Below are 14547 nucleotides of genomic sequence, written 5' to 3' on the forward strand. Positions count from 1 at the left end.
AGCCATGAAGAAGGGCACACTTTGGCGCGCTATTCGAATCGTTTCGCCTGCTATTGCCGCGAGCGTGATGGTAGCGTGCACGTCGGCCGCCAACGTGAGCGCCCCTGTCACGACATCGCTCGGCGACGGCAGTAGCGGACACATTACGTTCGAATCGATCACGCCCGCGAATACCCTCGACTTTCTGCTGCATTACGCCAGTGCCCGCAAGGTCGCCATTACGGGGGATCTGAGCATGCCGGACAACGCGCCGCGCGCCGTACCCGCTGTGATCATTCTGCATGGAAGCAGCGGCGTAAATCCCGGTGAGCGGATCTGGGCACAACGCATGAACGCGCTGGGTTACGCCAGCTTCGTCGTGGACAGTTTCACAGGCCGCGGTATCAGGAATACTGAAAAAGACCAGTCGCAGCTTTCCATGAGCGCCGACATTGCAGACGCCTATGCCGCCTTGCGCCTGTTAGCCACGGATCCTCGAATCGACAAAGAGAAGATCGCCGTCATGGGATTTTCGCGTGGAGGCGTGGCAGCACTCTATTCGTCGCTGGAGCCTTTCCGCCAGGCCGCAATAGACGGCAATCTGCGCTTTGCCGCCCATGTCGCTTTTTATCCGTCGTGCGGCATCGCTTACAGCTCGGCGCATCTGGACGGCGCGCCCGTCATGTTGCTGCTCGGCGGCAAGGACAACTACACGCCGGCGCCCGCCTGCATGGCCTACGCCCAGACGTTGCGAGCGGAAGGCGCACAGGTCACGGTTCAAACGTTTCCGGATGCGTATCATGGTTTCGACCGGCCGACGCGCCTGCATGCATTGCCGCTTGCAACCAGCGCACGCGATTGCCACGGCTCCTACGACCTCGACACCCGAACGCTGACCATGATCCGCGACGGCCAGACGCTCTCCGGTTCCTCGGCCGTGGCCGAATCGAAACGTTGCCTGACGCGGGGCGTCATGTTGGGCGGCGACCCGCAAGCCCAGCAGCAATCTCCTGCCGAAGTCGCGGCGTTTCTCAAGGCGGCGTTCGACCCCACGCCTCGTCTTTCCTTACATTAAGCAGACATTCCGCCAAAACAGCGGCCGCACGATCGCGCCTGGCCGAGGCGCAGGCGCCCCGCGCTCACTGTCACCTCGTTGCCGCAGTCGCAGCGGCACACCCACATACCGTCGCCGGCGTACCGGTCGGTCGTCAGCTGGCCGAACACCTCGCCGCCTTTCAGCGCAGGCGAGCCCGGCCGGGAGCGCCACACGCGGCGCTGCTCACGGCAGCCGCAGTCCCGCGTCTGGCCGCTCTCCACCGCCTCGAGCGCAGCCGTGACGTGCGCGCCGCATCGGCACCGCCACAGCCACACGCCAGCGCCGCGATATTGAAGCGCGACGAGATCGCCGAACGCGCGGCCGGAGACGTCGCGATACGGCGGAAAAGGCCATTCAGGCGGCAAGGGGGGACGAATGCGCTGGTTCACAAAAGCTAAATGGGATTCGGCGTCCTGTTCTCAAGCGTAACCGGGCGCCTTCGATGCGCAGGCCTGGCTCAGCAAAGAGGGGCGGATCGTCCCGCACATTCGGTGCGGCGCCGCCTCGTTTCGGGTTGTGCGCCTATTTTGGCACCAATTCGCGAGGCCTGGGCGGCGCGATGTCGCGCCAGTCGATGCGCGACGCAATCATCTATAGCGGCAGCGTTCCCAACTACGCCGAGGCGAACTGAACCGCTTCGGTGCTGAACACGGCCCTGACCAGCTTCGTCGACCCGGGAGGATCGAACCACGCACAAGAAAGCTGGGGCCCATAGGCCGTAGGCACGACCTGGTTCACCGTCATCAACGGCCCGCCTGAACACAGGCGCACCGTCCTGCCTTTATATCGCTCAGCGACCGAACTCAGCGTCCCGGAACGCGAGTCACTGTGGATCGCACACACTGCGGACATGTCTCCTCCCGGATTCTCGCGACTCGTTGGCGAAGCGCCACCCGCTCTCGACAACGTCTGGAACGCGTATCTTCTCCCCAGCGCGCGTGCGCTGAATATAAATATTTCGCCTTCCTGGCGGAACAAATTCGCCATCGAAAGTCATTCCCGAACATCCTGTTCGCGCGACGGACCGCGTGCCAGCAAACAGGCGTTGGCCGTGAATCTCCGCAGCCTTCGTCGCTCGAGCGCATTGCGCACCTGGCCCAGGAGCAGCGTACTGGCAATCAGCGCGAGATACAGCGTGACGAGATCGTGACGCACGCCGTTGAGGGCGGCTTGATGAACGACGAGCGCGGCATCGACGGGCGGAAGCAGGTGGCGTTTGCCCTCGACGACCCGCATCATGTGGATGAAGCCCGCAGCGGAAAGCAGCGGCAGCAGGACAAAGAGTGTCAGCAGCGCCAGCCGCATGCGACGCGCCCACGCATGGTGGCGCAGCCGGAACCATAGCCCGAGGCATCCGTGTATCCAGCCAGGCGCCAGCAGCGCGAGTTGCAGCCCCTGGGTGCCGCTCGTGAGCAGCACGACGATGACACGCTCGTAGTTGGGCTCGAAACCATAGAGCGAAGACGCAAGCCGTGTCGTCACGGCATGGCGGATCAGCAGGAGCGGCAAGCTGAGCCCTGCCCACAGACGGATCCATTCCGCGGGCGGCAGCGCCCAGTGACGCCGCCCGTAGATCGTGCGCAACGCCAACACGAAATGCACCGATGCGGCGCCATACAGCGCGAGCGTTCCGGGCGAGCTGCGCCAAAGCCGCAGCGCGAGCACGAGACCGCGTCCGGCAAGCTCGAGCGACCAGATGCCGAGCGCGTGATTGACCAGATGCAGAAAAAGGTAAGTCAGCATCACGAGGCCCGTCGCGAGTTGCATTCGACGTAGAACGACTTGCAGCTTGATTCTCATTTCGCCGGCGCGGCGACGGCTCATCTCGATGATGTCCATTTTCGTTTCCGCCATCTCGTTTCGCACGCCTGCACTACCGCACACCCACGCCGGTTATTCCCGTGCGACAACCGGGAATAAAACAGCAGCGTTTGCGGTATTGCACGTGAAGCCCGCCCGGGAGGCGCTCCCGATCGCACCAGATCGCACTGGCGGTCGACTTCCTGAACCCAGTCGAGAGGACATCATGTCGTCAGATCTTCCTTCCCAACCGTCACGCCGCAACGCCCTGAAGTGCCTCGCCTTCGGTGGCATGGGCACCGTGTTTGTTCTGGCCGGAGGCGTCCTCACACCCGTGGAGCTATCGCTGGCAGCCAGCACCAAAGAAAACGCCGCGGATTCCGGCGTGCCGCTCTTTCTGCAGATCAGCGACTCGCATATTGGTTTTAACAAGGAGGCGAATCCCGATGTCGCGGCTACGCTGAAGCAGACGATCGACTACGTCAACGCCATGCCGGTCAAACCGGCGCTGGCCATTCACACGGGCGATATCACCCATCTCTCGAAGCCCGCGGAATTCGATCTGGCGGCGCAATTGCTGTCGGGTCTCACCATCACGGAATTGCACACCACGCCTGGCGAGCACGATGTGACCGACGGACCGCAAGGCGAATACTTCAAGCGTTTCGGCAAGGCATCGGACAACCGGGGCTATTACAGCTTCGACCACAGCGGCGTGCACTTCATCGCGCTCGTCAACGTGATGCATTTCAAGCCGAACGGGCTCGGAAATCTGGGCGAGGACCAGCTCGCATGGCTGGAAAACGACCTGAAGGGCCGCACGTCCAGCACGCCGATCGTCGTCTTTACTCACATGCCTATGTGGACGATCTATGAACCGTGGGGCTGGGGTACCGGCGATGCGGGCCAGGCAATGGATTATCTGAAGCGCTTTGGCTCGGTGACCGTGCTCAACGGTCATATTCATCAGATCGTTTCGAAGGTGGAGGGCAATATCACGTTCCACACGGCACGCTCGACCGCGTATCCGCAACCGACTGCCGGCGATGGCCCCGGACCCGGGCCGCTCAAGGTGGCAAGCGACCAGTTGCCGAAGATGCTTGGCGTCACCAGCATCCGGATTTCGCGCCATCCCCTCGCGGCGACGCTGTCCGACATGTCCCTCGCGTGACTTTGCTTATCGCTCATTCAACAAGGATCCGAGCCATGTTCTCCCTTCACTATCGTCGCGCGTTCGCCCTCTTTTACGGACTCGGCATGCTCATGGCGGGGACGTCCCTTGGCATGCCTGCCGCTCACGCGCAGGAGCCCAATGAGATCGTCATCAAGAATTTCATGTTTTCGCCCATGGCCATCACGGTCAAGGCGGGCACGACCGTCACCTGGAAAAACATGGACGGCGAACCGCATACGGTCGTCAACGACGCGGGCGTATTTCACTCGGCGGCGCTCGACCAGAACGATACGTATCAGTTCAAGTTCGACAAGCCGGGGGTATACAAGGTGTTCTGCGGCATTCACCCGTATATGAAGGCCACCATCACGGTGCAGTAGCACCTGGCCGAAAACTTTTCTGCGCAACTATTATTCGGACTGCTGATATACGCTCGCGCATTCGCTCAACGTGCTTGCGCGAGCATCGAAGGTCAGCGTTTCGCGATATCGTCGCCGTGCGAGTCCTTGTGAACGACCTCCACGTCGATGGTGCGGCCATCGTCGCCGCGCGTGTCCTTGTGTACGACCTCCACGTCGATGGTGCGGCCATCGTCGCCGAACTCGCGCGCCTGCCGGCGCAGCGCGCGTATTCTCCACCACAGATAGCCGGCCACGACCACGCCCACCGCGAACAGCACGGCAAGCAGCACCAGCGACAACATTGCGGCCACCACGAGCACGATTGCGCTCACGACGACGGCCACCATTCGCCCGAACCATCCAGTCCCGCCGATCCGGAGCCCTTTCTCGTACGTCGCGCCCTGTGGCGACGGTTTGTCGTCTTGCATCCCTCTTCTCCCAGCCGCCATCCGGCTGAACTTGAAGTGTTCCGAAACATCTCTGTCCACGCACGCCAGTCGTCGTTCGGCAAATTGAAAACTTAGCCCTCGCGAGCACGCGCCTGTGTCTATTCTAAAGAAGTAACGCAAGCCGTATCGAGTCGTTTCCAGTCGCATTTGAATGGGACAACCTATCATGGCCGACACGAGCTACATGGCGCGCAAGTCCGTCGCCGACATAGTGGGAAGCGCCGATGCCGAAGGCGGCCGCGCGCTCTCGAAGACCCTTGGGGCGCCCAGCATCACGGCGATGGGCATCGGCGCCATTATCGGCGCCGGTATTTTTGTCCTCACGGGCACCGCGGCGGCGCAATTTGCTGGACCGGGCATCATTCTGTCGTTTGTGCTGGGCGGAATTGCGTGTGCGTTCGTGGGCCTTTGCTACTCCGAGCTGGCCGCCATGCTCCCCGTATGCGGCAGCACGTACACGTATACCTATGCGACGCTTGGCGAAGTGTTTGCGTGGATCATCGGCTGGGACCTGATTCTCGAGTACGCCATGGGTGCCGCAACGGTCGCGGTCGGGTGGTCCGGGTATATCGTCAGTCTGTTGCATAACGTCGGCATCACTATCCCGCCAACGCTCGCTGCCGCTCCAGGCACCGCCGTCCAGCTTGCTGACGGCACCACTGCCACCGGCACGATCAATCTCCCCGCAGTGTTGATCATCGCGATCCTCACCACGATGCTGGTGCTCGGCACGCGGGAGTCTGCACGTATCAACAACATCATGGTGGCAGTCAAGCTGACGGTCGTCGTGGCCTTCATCGCCATCGGCGCGTTCTTCGTGCATTCCGCCAACTGGCATCCCTTCGTGCCGCCCAACACCGGCACATTCGGCAGCTTCGGGGCGAGCGGCATTCTGCGCGGCTCTGCGGTGGTGTTCTTCGCGTTCATCGGCTTCGACGCGGTATCGACCGCTGCGCAGGAAGCGAAACGGCCGCAGCGCGACATGCCGATCGGTATTCTCGGGTCGCTCGTTATCTGCACCCTGCTCTATATCCTCGTGGCCGCCGTGCTTACCGGACTCGTTCCATACGCACAACTGAACGTCCCCGATCCGATTGCCAAAGGGGTGGACGCCATTGGTTTCACCTGGTTCTCGGTGCTCATCAAGATCGGCGCGCTAACGGGGCTGACCACCGTGATACTCGTGCTGCTCTATGGGCAGAGCCGTATTTTCTTCACGATGTCGGAGGACAAGCTGCTGCCCCATCTGTTCTCCACCGTCCATCCGCGCCTGCACACGCCGCATCGAAGCCAGATCATGATCGGCATAGTCGTCGCCATCGTGGCGGCCCTCACGCCCATCGGCGTACTCGGCGAAATGGTCAGCATCGGGACGCTGTTTGCGTTCGTGCTCGTGTGCGGCGCCGTCATCTATCTGCGGCGCAGCGACTCCGACGCGAACCGCCCCTTCCGCGCGCCCGGCGTGCCCATTGTCCCCATTCTCGGGATCGCGTTTTGCCTGTTGCTGATGGTGGGACTTCCGCTCGTCACCTGGGTACGGCTGATCGTCTGGCTGCTGATCGGCATGCTGATCTACATGTCTTATGGCCGCCATCATTCGCGACTGCGCCATCCGGAGCGCGGTTGACGCGGGCCTCGAACCATCATGAACGTTCACCACGCGTGTTTCGTTCGTCCGGCGTTCGCTGCGATTTGCGTGACTTCCCTCGCAACGCTTGCCGCTTGCGGCGGGAACGCCTGCATCGGTCTCGGCAGTTGCGGCGGCACAACCGTGACACCCAACCTCACCCTCTCCGGCACGGCCGCCACCGGTTCGGCGCTCGCCAGCGCGACGCTCAACGTCAGTTGTGTGCAGGGTTCGGCGTCCGCCCTATCCGACGGTGGCGGGCACTACACGATCGCGTTCAATGCCACGCCGCCCTGCATCCTCACCGTGACCTCCGGCGGCGTGAGCCTGCACTCGCTGGCATTTGCCGGTGGGACCTTCAATACGACGCCGGAGACCGAGCTGATGGTTGTCTACATGGCTTCGCAACTCGGCACGAACGAGAATGGCTTGATAGCGGGCTTCCCGACCAACTCGCAGTACCAGCAAGCGCTGGCTAGCCAGGCCGACGTGCAGGCGGCGCAATCCGCAGTCGTCACGAATCTGCAGCAGCACTACGCGCTCACGCTGGCGGTACCGGCGTTTCTCACGACATCCTTCACGGTTGGCCAGCCAGGCGTCGACAGCGATCTGGTCGCGCTAGCGGCAGCGGGAGCGATCGATGCCAATGGCATGCCCGATCCGGCCGCCGTTTCGCTGTTGTCCGCGGCGGGCCTCGCCCATCCGCTTACCGCAACGTCCGCCCCTTCTTCCGGCACGGGCGGAACGGGCAGCGGCAGCGGAACCATGTGACGAGAGCTTGCCGATGTCCGAGCGGCGTCGTGCCTCGACGCCCACCCGACAACCTTAGCTGCTCTTTTCAAGGTCGCCTGGCTTCCACGTTTGGTCGAAGAACGCCTGTTCCGGCGAATACAGGCGGAAGATCACGAAGTAACCCTTGCCTGGCACCGTGCGCAGCCAGTTTTTCTCCTTGCCCGGGGGCGCCGTGGGACCGAAGTAGAGATCGGTCGATCCATCGGCGTTCTGCACCGGCCTGTCCATCTGGTTCAGCGATGGGAACGGCTGGCCGTTGTCGAGACCCGAGGCCGTCGTGGCGTCGTAGACCGTCGCGGACCAGAAGTTCTTCGCCGGAATATGCGGCGGCAAGCGCAACGTGTACGACTGGCCGCCGTCGAGGAAATGGCCATCCTTGTCGCGGAACGTGAAGGGGTACTTGGCGCCCGCTCCCACGAGATTCTTCACCATGCCCGGGCTCGCCGAATAGGCGCTCGTAAAGTACCCGGAGCGCTGTTCGAGATTGGTGAACGTCTCGCTTGACTGGAATGCCGTGTTCTCGCCGGCGAAGACGTTGATCCACTGACGATCCGGATAGTATTTGCCGCCTGGCTCGCGCGCGATCATGTCCGTGATGACCACCTTGCTCATCTTGAAGCCGGTTGCAGCGGCTTTGTCGAGCAGCGCGCGCATATCGGCCGAAGGCTCGAAGGGCTTACCCTTGTCGATGCCGATCGTATGCAGGAAGCCACGCATGTCGAGATCGGCGGGGTCGACATATTCGCTGTCGATGAAGCGCGACATCATGTCGAAGTAGCTGGCATCGTGCGCAAACAGCAGGTTGGCGGGCTTCTCGTTGGCATTCGGAAACTGCATCGGCTTTGCCGTTTCCTTGTGCCCGAGCGGATAGATATGCGTAGCAGCGATTTCGGCATTCGGTTTTGATAGATCCTTTGGATCGCTAAAGAAGGCGCGCCAGAACAGGAACACGTTATACGTCCGCGAGCGGTAGATGAACGCATCCTTCGGCACGTTCTTTGGCTCGCCTTTGTAGTCGGGTGGCAGCAGCACATAGGTGCCGCCCTTGCCCTTGTCAGGGCCGGCAAAGCCGACGTCGCCCGTCCAGGTCTGGCCGCCGATCGTCGGGCCGACGAGAGGACGCTGGAAGAAGTCGTCGAACATGCCTTGCACGCCGGGCGGCACCTCGACCACGAGCGGTCCGTCCTTGTGCAGGTCGAGATAGCCCATCGCGTATACGACGTCCGAGTTCGGCGTCGTGACCTGCGTCGAGGCCTTGATGCGCTCCTTCCACACCGGCAGCACGTTATAGCCCGCACCGAATATTTTCTCCGAGCCTTCCTTCATCGCCCACATGTTGATGGCGGGCAGCCCCCACAGGTAGGCCTGTGTGGCGCGCTGGAAGATCAGTTCCTCTTGCATGCTGCGCGACGTGGCGGCGGTCGGATAGTCCTTGTCGAACGGTGCGTTGGCGAGCGCGTCGTAATGCGAGTCTTGCCCGAAGGCAACCTTTGCACCGACGAGCGCGAGACCCGCAAGCGTGAGAAAGGCGAAACACTGGCCCTGACGTTTCATGAAGGCTTTCCTCCAAGCGATGGTTACCGGAAAAATCGTGTGCCGTGCAGGCCCTGTATCCAACGGGCACCAAGGAGGCTAGCACAGGCGGATTCCTGCATAGTCGAGCGTGACCGGTAGCCGCCGTCACCACCGGGCCTGTATGCTTACCGGGCGAATCCTCTGGATCAGGGCCGGTCGTTTGCAATCCTTCTGATACCCGATCACCGCCCCGCAAAACACCTCGATGCATCCGCATTCAAGACCCGCCGTTCTCGCCGACCGTCTACCGGGCCGAGGAAAATGGCCTGAAGCGCGTATTCATGACCAGGCGCCCGGTGTGATTCCCGCCTGCACGCGCTTCGGCGCAGCCGGAAATGGCTCAGACGGTCTGTCTTCGCGGGTCTTCCCAACCTCGTTATCGAGCGCGCCGGAGCGAATCGGCTTTCCCTCGTATCGTCCCGATGCCGCAACGCCGCCACGCCGGACGGCGTTTCACCGCGCAACCCGCCGGCGAACACCACCACTTTAGGGTGGGCTCGCCCCCTTGAGCCGCCGTCTATCCTAGAAGCCGTAGAGCCCACAGAACAAGGCGCGGAGCACGACATGCCGCGTCTGGATGCCAAGGAGACAGGCGTAGTGACCCACGTCATCGACCCACAACACGCGGCGCCCCCCTGGCGCGCCGCCCGATTTCCTCAACGGCGAACGCTGGTCGAGCGCCGCGTTGACGGCACGCTGATTCTGCGCTCCGCGAACCCGCCGCCCGCTATCAGCCAGACGAGCTTTGCCGATTTCATTGCGCACTGGGCGCAGCAGCGCGGCGACACGGCGGCCTTCTGCCAGCGCGGCGAAGACGGCGCGTGGCGCGCGATGACATGGCGGCAACTGTGGGAGCAGGTCCAATGCGTTGCGGCCGCATTGCTCGACCTGGGGCTGGGCCCGGACCGGCCGCTCATGCTGCTTTCGGGCAACTCCCTCGAGCAGGCCGTGTTGCTGCTCGCCGCCGAATACGTGCGCGTACCCACTGCACCGGTCTGCCCTGCTTACGCCATGCTCAGCAAGGACTTTGCGAGGCTCAAGGGGGTCGTCGAGCTCGTGCCGCCTGCCGCGATTTTCGTACAGTCAGCGAGCGTGTTCGAGCGTGCACTGGACCTGCTCAAGGACATTGAAGCACCCGTCATTGCCGTCGAAGAACCGCGCGGCGACCAGCTTGCGTGGAGCGCCCTCGCGGCCACGTCGCTTACGCCGGCGCGCCGTGCCGCGGTCGCGGCGGCGCACGCCGCGATCCGGCTCGACGACACCGTGCGGGTGCTGTTCACATCCGGCTCGACGGGCGTGCCCAAAGGCGTGGCGCTGACCTATCGCAACTTCCGGGCAGTCGCCTCCTACTATGCGGACAATCTCGCGTGGCTGCACGATGCGCAGCCCGTGTTCCTCGACTGGCTCCCCTGGCATCATGCCCTTGGCGGCGTGCTGAACCTCGGCCGCTCGGTCGAATTCGGCGCAACCCACTACATCGACGACGGACGCCCGCTGCCGGGTCTCATCGAGCGCACCGTGCGCAACCTGCGTGAAGTCTCGCCGACGATCTTCACGAGCGTGCCTTCCGCATGGGCGGTCCTCGCGAATGAGCTGGAGCGCGATCCGGAGCTGGCGCGCAGCGTGTTCTCGAACGCGCAATGCTTTGGCTACGGCGGCGCGAGCCTGCCCGTGGATGTCTGGCAGCGCATCCAGCGCGTTGCCGAGCAGACGACCGGTACACGCATCATGTTTTGCTCGGGGCTCGCCGCGACCGAAACCACCGGCATGGGCACCTATTGCAGCTGGCCGACCGAACAAGTCGGCAACATCGGCACCCCCGTGCCCGGCGCCGAAGTGAAGCTCTGCCCGCTGGAAGGCGGCGACGGACGCTTCGAATTCCGCATGCGCGGCGCGCACATCTTCGGCGGCTATATCAGGAATCCGGAACAGAGCGCGCAGGCGTTCGACGAAGAAGGCTTTTTCCGCCTCGGCGACGCGGTGCGGCTCGTCGATCCGGACAATCCGGCCGCCGGCATGATGTTCGCAGGCCGTGTGGTCGAGGACTTCAAGCTCACCAACGGCACATGGGTGCGCACCGGCGCCGTGCGCCTCGCGCTGCTGGAGCAATGCGCGCCGCTCCTCAGCGACGCCGTGATCTGCGGCCACGATCACGACTTTCTCGCGGCGCTTGCGTGGCCCAACGTCGGTGCGTGTCAGCGCGCATTTCCGGAACTCGCCGGCCTCGACGCCGCCGCGCTCGTCCGGCATCCCGTGCTCGTTTCCGAACTTCGCAAACGGCTTGGCAAGACCCGCACCGGAGCAGCCAGCCTGAGCGTCGAGCGCTTGATGCTGATGGACGAGCCCCCTTCGATGGACGCCAACGAGATCGCCGACAAGGGATACGTCAATCAGGCCGTCACGCGCTCGCGCCGGGCGCATCTCGTCGAAGCCCTGTACCGCGCCGAGCCTGACGCGCATATCGCCCGCATTCGCTGATTTAGCCGCCCGCAGCGGCGTCGCTCATGGTCTTGCGACACCGCCTTGCAGATCGGTCGAATGATATTTGATAAGGATGGCGAACTGTATAGCCATATGCGACTTCGTCGCGCGCAAGTCTTAACCCTAACCTGTTATTCCGAAGGAGTCGCTCCATGAGCCGAAATGTCTATGTTGCCGGTGTCGGCATGATCCCGTTCAAGAAGCCCGGTACGAGCGAAACGTACGACACGATGGGCGCCATCGCCACGCGTCAGGCGCTCGCGGACGCGGGCCTCGAATATCGCGACGTGCAGCAGGCATATGCCGGCTACGTGTACGGCGATTCGACCTGCGGACAGAAGGCGTTGTATCACGTCGGCATGTCCGGCATCCCGGTCATCAATGTGAACAACAACTGCGCCACCGGATCGTCGGCGCTTTTTCTCGCCCGGCAAGCCGTGCAGAGCGGTGCGGTCGACTGCGCGCTCGCGGTTGGCTTCGAATTCATGCAGCCGGGGGCGCTCAAAGGACATTGGGACGATCGTGAGCGCGCGCTCGAGCGTGCACTGAACCTCGTCGACGAACTGGTCGACCGCCCCGACCTGCCGAGCGCGATCCGCCAGTTCGCCGGCGCGGGCCACGCGCATATGAAGAAGTACGGCACCAAGCTCGAAACGTTCGCGAAGATTCGCGCGAAGGCAAGCCAGCACGCCGCGCGCAATCCGCTCGCCGTGTTCCGCAACATCGTCTCGACCGAAGACGTCATGGCCGCCCCCATGCTGTGGGAAGGCGTGCTCACACGTTTGATGGCCTGCCCGCCGACCTGCGGCGCCGCAGCGGCGATCGTCGTGTCGGAAGAATTCGCAAAGAAGCGCGGCTTGCGCACCAACGTCATGATCGCGGCGCAATCGCTCACGACCGACCTGCCTAGCACCTACGACGCTCGCGACATGATCCGCGTCGTCGGCTTCGACATGACGCGCCTCGCGGCGCAACAAGTCTATGAGCAGGCAGGCATCGGGCCCAAGGACGTGGACGTTATCGAGCTGCACGACTGCTTCGCGCAGAACGAGCTGATCACGTACGAAGCGCTGGGCCTGTGCCCGGAAGGCGAAGCCGAGAAGCTCGTCAACGACGGCGACAACACCTATGGCGGCGAATGGGTCGTCAATCCGTCGGGCGGCCTGCTCTCCAAGGGCCACCCGCTCGGCGCGACCGGCCTTGCGCAATGCTATGAACTGACGCAGCAACTGCGCGGCCGCGCCGATCAGCGCCAGGTGGAAGGCGCGAAGGTTGCGCTTGCACACAACGTGGGTCTTGGCGGCGCGTGCGTCGTCACGGTCTACAAGTCGGCTTGATCTGCCAGGCACGGGAGGAGCGATCGACATGATCGACAAGCAATTCATCGGCAAGACGATGCCCGAGTTCAGCGTGACGGCCGAAGCCGGACAGCTGCGCTTTTTCGCGAAAGCGACTGGCGAGACCAATCCGGTTTACTTCGACGAGTCCGCGGCACGCGACGCGGGTCATCCCGCCCTGCCGCTTCCGCCCACTTTCCTGTTCTCGCTGGAACTGGAGCAGCCGAACACCGCATGGCGCGAAGAAGTCGGCATCGAAATGGCGCGCATCCTGCATGGCGAGGAGTCCTTCACCTATCACCGCCAGGCGTACGCCGGCGACGTGCTGCGCTTTCAGTGCCGCATCGCGGACATCTACGACAAGAAAGGCGGCGCGCTGGAGTTCGTCGTGCGCGAAACGCGCGTGACCAACCAGCACGGCGAACACGTGGCGGATCTGCGCAGCGTGCTCGTGCAACGCAACGGCTGAACGGGAGAACACCATGAACAGTATTCGTTTCGACGACATCAAGGCCGGCGACACGCTCCCGCCGCTGACGCTGCCGCCCGTGAACCGCACGACGCTCGCACTCTTCGCGGGCGCGTCGGGCGATCACAACGCCGTGCATATCGATATCGACTACGCGCGCCGCGCCGGCATGCCCGATGTGTTCGCGCACGGCATGCTCTCGATGGCGTGGCTCGGCCGGTTGCTCACGCAGTGGGTCGATCAGCGGCAGCTGCGTCATTTCGGTGTGCGATTCGTCGGCATCACGCATCTCGGACATCAAATCACCTGCACCGGGCGCGTGGTCGAGAAGTTCGAGGTGGATGGCGAGAAGCGCGTGCGCCTCGAAATCCAGACATCCAATCAGTATGGTGAACCGCGCGTCGTCGGCGACGCCGTGGTCGCCTTGTAATTCGCATCGACTCACAGGAGACAGCAAGATGGGAAAGCTTGACGGCAAGGTGGCGCTCGTCACCGGATCGGGGCGTGGCATCGGCCGCGCAATTGCAGAGAAGCTGGCGAGCGAAGGCGCGCGCCTCGTCATCAACGACCTCGACGCCGATCCGGCGCACGAAACGGTCGAAACGCTCAGGAAAATGGGCGCCGAGGCGGTGGCGTGCGTCGGCAACGTGAGCGCGCCGGACTTCGGCGAGCGCATCGTCAACACGGCGATGAGCACGTACAAGGGCATCGACATCATCGTCAACAACGCCGGCTACACGTGGGACGACGTGATCCAGAAGATGAGCGACGAGCAGTGGTACGCGATCCTCGATTGCCACATGACCGCGCCATTTCGTATCCTGCGCGCCGCCTATCCGCATATCAAGGCCTTGCATCAGGCGGACGTCGCGCAAGGCCGCGAAGTCTATCGCAAGATCGTGAATATCTCGTCCACGTCCGCGCTCAACGGCAACGCCGGCCAGATGAACTACTCGTCCGCGAAGGCCGGTGTGATCGGCATGACGCGCGCGCTCGCACGCGAGTGGGGCCGCTTCAACGTCAACGTGAACTGCGTGGCGTTCGGTCTCATCCACACGCGCATGACGGTCAGCACCGAAGCCGCCGAAACCGTGCAGATCGAAGGCCGCGATATCCGCGTGGGCCTGAATGCGGACTTCTTCAAGGCGCATGCCCAGCGCAATCCGCTCGGCCGTGGCGGCAAGCCCGAGGAGGCAGCGGGCGGCGTGTACCTGTTCTGCTCGCCCGAATCGAACTACATCACCGGCCAGACCATCGCCGTAGCCGGCAATCTGCAGTAACGCGCCGGCCACAACAACGTCGCTTCTCGCACTCGCTCCGGTTGGTGAAACGCCAACCGGAGCGTTTCTTCTGTTCTTGTCACGCAA

15 protein-coding genes are annotated in these 14547 nt (G+C 63.3%); 10 read left to right on the forward strand and 5 right to left on the reverse strand.

Features of this window, described 5'->3' with window-relative positions; all coding sequences use genetic code 11:
- The first annotated feature begins 4 nt into the window (after positions 1–4).
- The gene (locus tag U5A65_RS14400; protein ID WP_321946645.1) at positions 5–1054 is read left to right on the forward strand and encodes a dienelactone hydrolase family protein; all 1050 of its coding nucleotides are present in this window, start codon (positions 5–7) and stop codon (positions 1052–1054) included.
- Here U5A65_RS14400 and U5A65_RS14405 read toward each other — a convergent pair.
- The 3 genes from U5A65_RS14405 to U5A65_RS14415 form a co-directional block, all read right to left on the reverse strand.
- Positions 1051–1464 (reverse strand): hypothetical protein, encoded by a 414-nt coding sequence (locus tag U5A65_RS14405; RefSeq protein ID WP_321910673.1) that lies wholly within the window; start codon positions 1462–1464, stop codon positions 1051–1053. The genes U5A65_RS14400 and U5A65_RS14405 overlap by 4 nt on opposite strands.
- A 223-nt stretch (positions 1465–1687) precedes the next feature.
- On the reverse strand, positions 1688–2062 hold the full coding sequence (locus U5A65_RS14410; RefSeq protein ID WP_321946646.1) for a DUF2158 domain-containing protein: 375 nt from the start codon (positions 2060–2062) through the stop codon (positions 1688–1690).
- Between the two features lie 6 nt (positions 2063–2068).
- Positions 2069–2914 (reverse strand): hypothetical protein, encoded by an 846-nt coding sequence (locus tag U5A65_RS14415; RefSeq protein ID WP_415764865.1) that lies wholly within the window; start codon positions 2912–2914, stop codon positions 2069–2071.
- Between the two features lie 187 nt (positions 2915–3101).
- On the opposite strand from U5A65_RS14415, the gene U5A65_RS14420 reads away from it, so the two are divergent.
- Together U5A65_RS14420 and U5A65_RS14425 are read left to right on the forward strand one after the other, a co-directional pair.
- On the forward strand, positions 3102–4046 hold the full coding sequence (locus tag U5A65_RS14420; RefSeq protein WP_321910867.1) for a metallophosphoesterase family protein: 945 nt from the start codon (positions 3102–3104) through the stop codon (positions 4044–4046).
- 86 nt (positions 4047–4132) lie between these two features.
- Positions 4133–4429, forward strand: a complete 297-nt coding sequence (locus U5A65_RS14425; RefSeq protein WP_321910865.1) for a cupredoxin family copper-binding protein — start codon at positions 4133–4135, stop codon at positions 4427–4429.
- A 92-nt stretch (positions 4430–4521) separates the two neighbouring features.
- Here the strand turns inward: U5A65_RS14425 and U5A65_RS14430 are convergent, their stop codons facing one another.
- Positions 4522–4878 (reverse strand): hypothetical protein, encoded by a 357-nt coding sequence (locus tag U5A65_RS14430; protein ID WP_321946647.1) that lies wholly within the window; start codon positions 4876–4878, stop codon positions 4522–4524.
- A gap of 187 nt (positions 4879–5065) precedes the next feature.
- Here U5A65_RS14430 and U5A65_RS14435 point away from each other — a divergent pair, with 187 nt between their 5' ends.
- Complete coding sequence (locus tag U5A65_RS14435) at positions 5066–6526, forward strand: amino acid permease (RefSeq protein WP_321935689.1); 1461 nt, start codon at positions 5066–5068, stop codon at positions 6524–6526.
- Between the two features lie 18 nt (positions 6527–6544).
- On the forward strand, positions 6545–7297 hold the full coding sequence (locus U5A65_RS14440; RefSeq protein ID WP_321935690.1) for a hypothetical protein: 753 nt from the start codon (positions 6545–6547) through the stop codon (positions 7295–7297).
- Positions 7298–7351: 54 nt separating this feature from the next.
- Here the strand turns inward: U5A65_RS14440 and U5A65_RS14445 are convergent, their stop codons facing one another.
- Entirely contained in the window at positions 7352–8872 is a 1521-nt protein-coding gene (locus tag U5A65_RS14445) for a DUF1254 domain-containing protein (RefSeq protein ID WP_321946648.1), read from the reverse strand.
- Between the two features lie 585 nt (positions 8873–9457).
- Between U5A65_RS14445 and U5A65_RS14450 the strand changes: the two genes are divergently transcribed.
- The 5 genes from U5A65_RS14450 (at position 9458) to U5A65_RS14470 (ending at position 14460) form a co-directional block, all read left to right on the forward strand.
- On the forward strand, positions 9458–11371 hold the full coding sequence (locus U5A65_RS14450; RefSeq protein WP_321946649.1) for a feruloyl-CoA synthase: 1914 nt from the start codon (positions 9458–9460) through the stop codon (positions 11369–11371).
- 155 nt (positions 11372–11526) lie between these two features.
- A complete protein-coding gene (locus tag U5A65_RS14455; protein WP_321946650.1) occupies positions 11527–12711 on the forward strand; it encodes a lipid-transfer protein in 1185 nt (394 codons plus the stop codon).
- 28 nt (positions 12712–12739) lie between these two features.
- The gene (locus U5A65_RS14460) at positions 12740–13180 is read left to right on the forward strand and encodes a MaoC family dehydratase N-terminal domain-containing protein (RefSeq protein ID WP_321946651.1); all 441 of its coding nucleotides are present in this window, start codon (positions 12740–12742) and stop codon (positions 13178–13180) included.
- 13 nt (positions 13181–13193) lie between these two features.
- Entirely contained in the window at positions 13194–13610 is a 417-nt protein-coding gene (locus U5A65_RS14465; RefSeq protein WP_321935695.1) for a MaoC family dehydratase, read from the forward strand.
- A gap of 28 nt (positions 13611–13638) precedes the next feature.
- The gene (locus U5A65_RS14470; RefSeq protein ID WP_321946652.1) at positions 13639–14460 is read left to right on the forward strand and encodes an SDR family NAD(P)-dependent oxidoreductase; all 822 of its coding nucleotides are present in this window, start codon (positions 13639–13641) and stop codon (positions 14458–14460) included.
- Positions 14461–14547 lie beyond the last annotated feature (87 nt).

Source organism: Paraburkholderia sp. J10-1 (genome assembly GCF_905220165.1).
Classification (GTDB): domain Bacteria; phylum Pseudomonadota; class Gammaproteobacteria; order Burkholderiales; family Burkholderiaceae; genus Paraburkholderia.

Coding starts and splice junctions, on each gene's coding strand:
- U5A65_RS14400 (WP_321946645.1), top strand. CDS start 5: ATGAAGAAGGGCACACTTTGGCGCGCTATTCGAATCGTTTCGCCTGCT.
- U5A65_RS14410 (WP_321946646.1), bottom strand. CDS start 2,062: ATGGCGAATTTGTTCCGCCAGGAAGGCGAAATATTTATATTCAGCGCA.
- U5A65_RS14415 (WP_415764865.1), bottom strand. CDS start 2,914: ATGGACATCATCGAGATGAGCCGTCGCCGCGCCGGCGAAATGAGAATC.
- U5A65_RS14420 (WP_321910867.1), top strand. CDS start 3,102: ATGTCGTCAGATCTTCCTTCCCAACCGTCACGCCGCAACGCCCTGAAG.
- U5A65_RS14425 (WP_321910865.1), top strand. CDS start 4,133: ATGCTCATGGCGGGGACGTCCCTTGGCATGCCTGCCGCTCACGCGCAG.
- U5A65_RS14430 (WP_321946647.1), bottom strand. CDS start 4,878: ATGCAAGACGACAAACCGTCGCCACAGGGCGCGACGTACGAGAAAGGG.
- U5A65_RS14435 (WP_321935689.1), top strand. CDS start 5,066: ATGGCCGACACGAGCTACATGGCGCGCAAGTCCGTCGCCGACATAGTG.
- U5A65_RS14440 (WP_321935690.1), top strand. CDS start 6,545: ATGAACGTTCACCACGCGTGTTTCGTTCGTCCGGCGTTCGCTGCGATT.
- U5A65_RS14445 (WP_321946648.1), bottom strand. CDS start 8,872: ATGAAACGTCAGGGCCAGTGTTTCGCCTTTCTCACGCTTGCGGGTCTC.
- U5A65_RS14450 (WP_321946649.1), top strand. CDS start 9,458: ATGCCGCGTCTGGATGCCAAGGAGACAGGCGTAGTGACCCACGTCATC.
- U5A65_RS14455 (WP_321946650.1), top strand. CDS start 11,527: ATGAGCCGAAATGTCTATGTTGCCGGTGTCGGCATGATCCCGTTCAAG.
- U5A65_RS14460 (WP_321946651.1), top strand. CDS start 12,740: ATGATCGACAAGCAATTCATCGGCAAGACGATGCCCGAGTTCAGCGTG.
- U5A65_RS14465 (WP_321935695.1), top strand. CDS start 13,194: ATGAACAGTATTCGTTTCGACGACATCAAGGCCGGCGACACGCTCCCG.
- U5A65_RS14470 (WP_321946652.1), top strand. CDS start 13,639: ATGGGAAAGCTTGACGGCAAGGTGGCGCTCGTCACCGGATCGGGGCGT.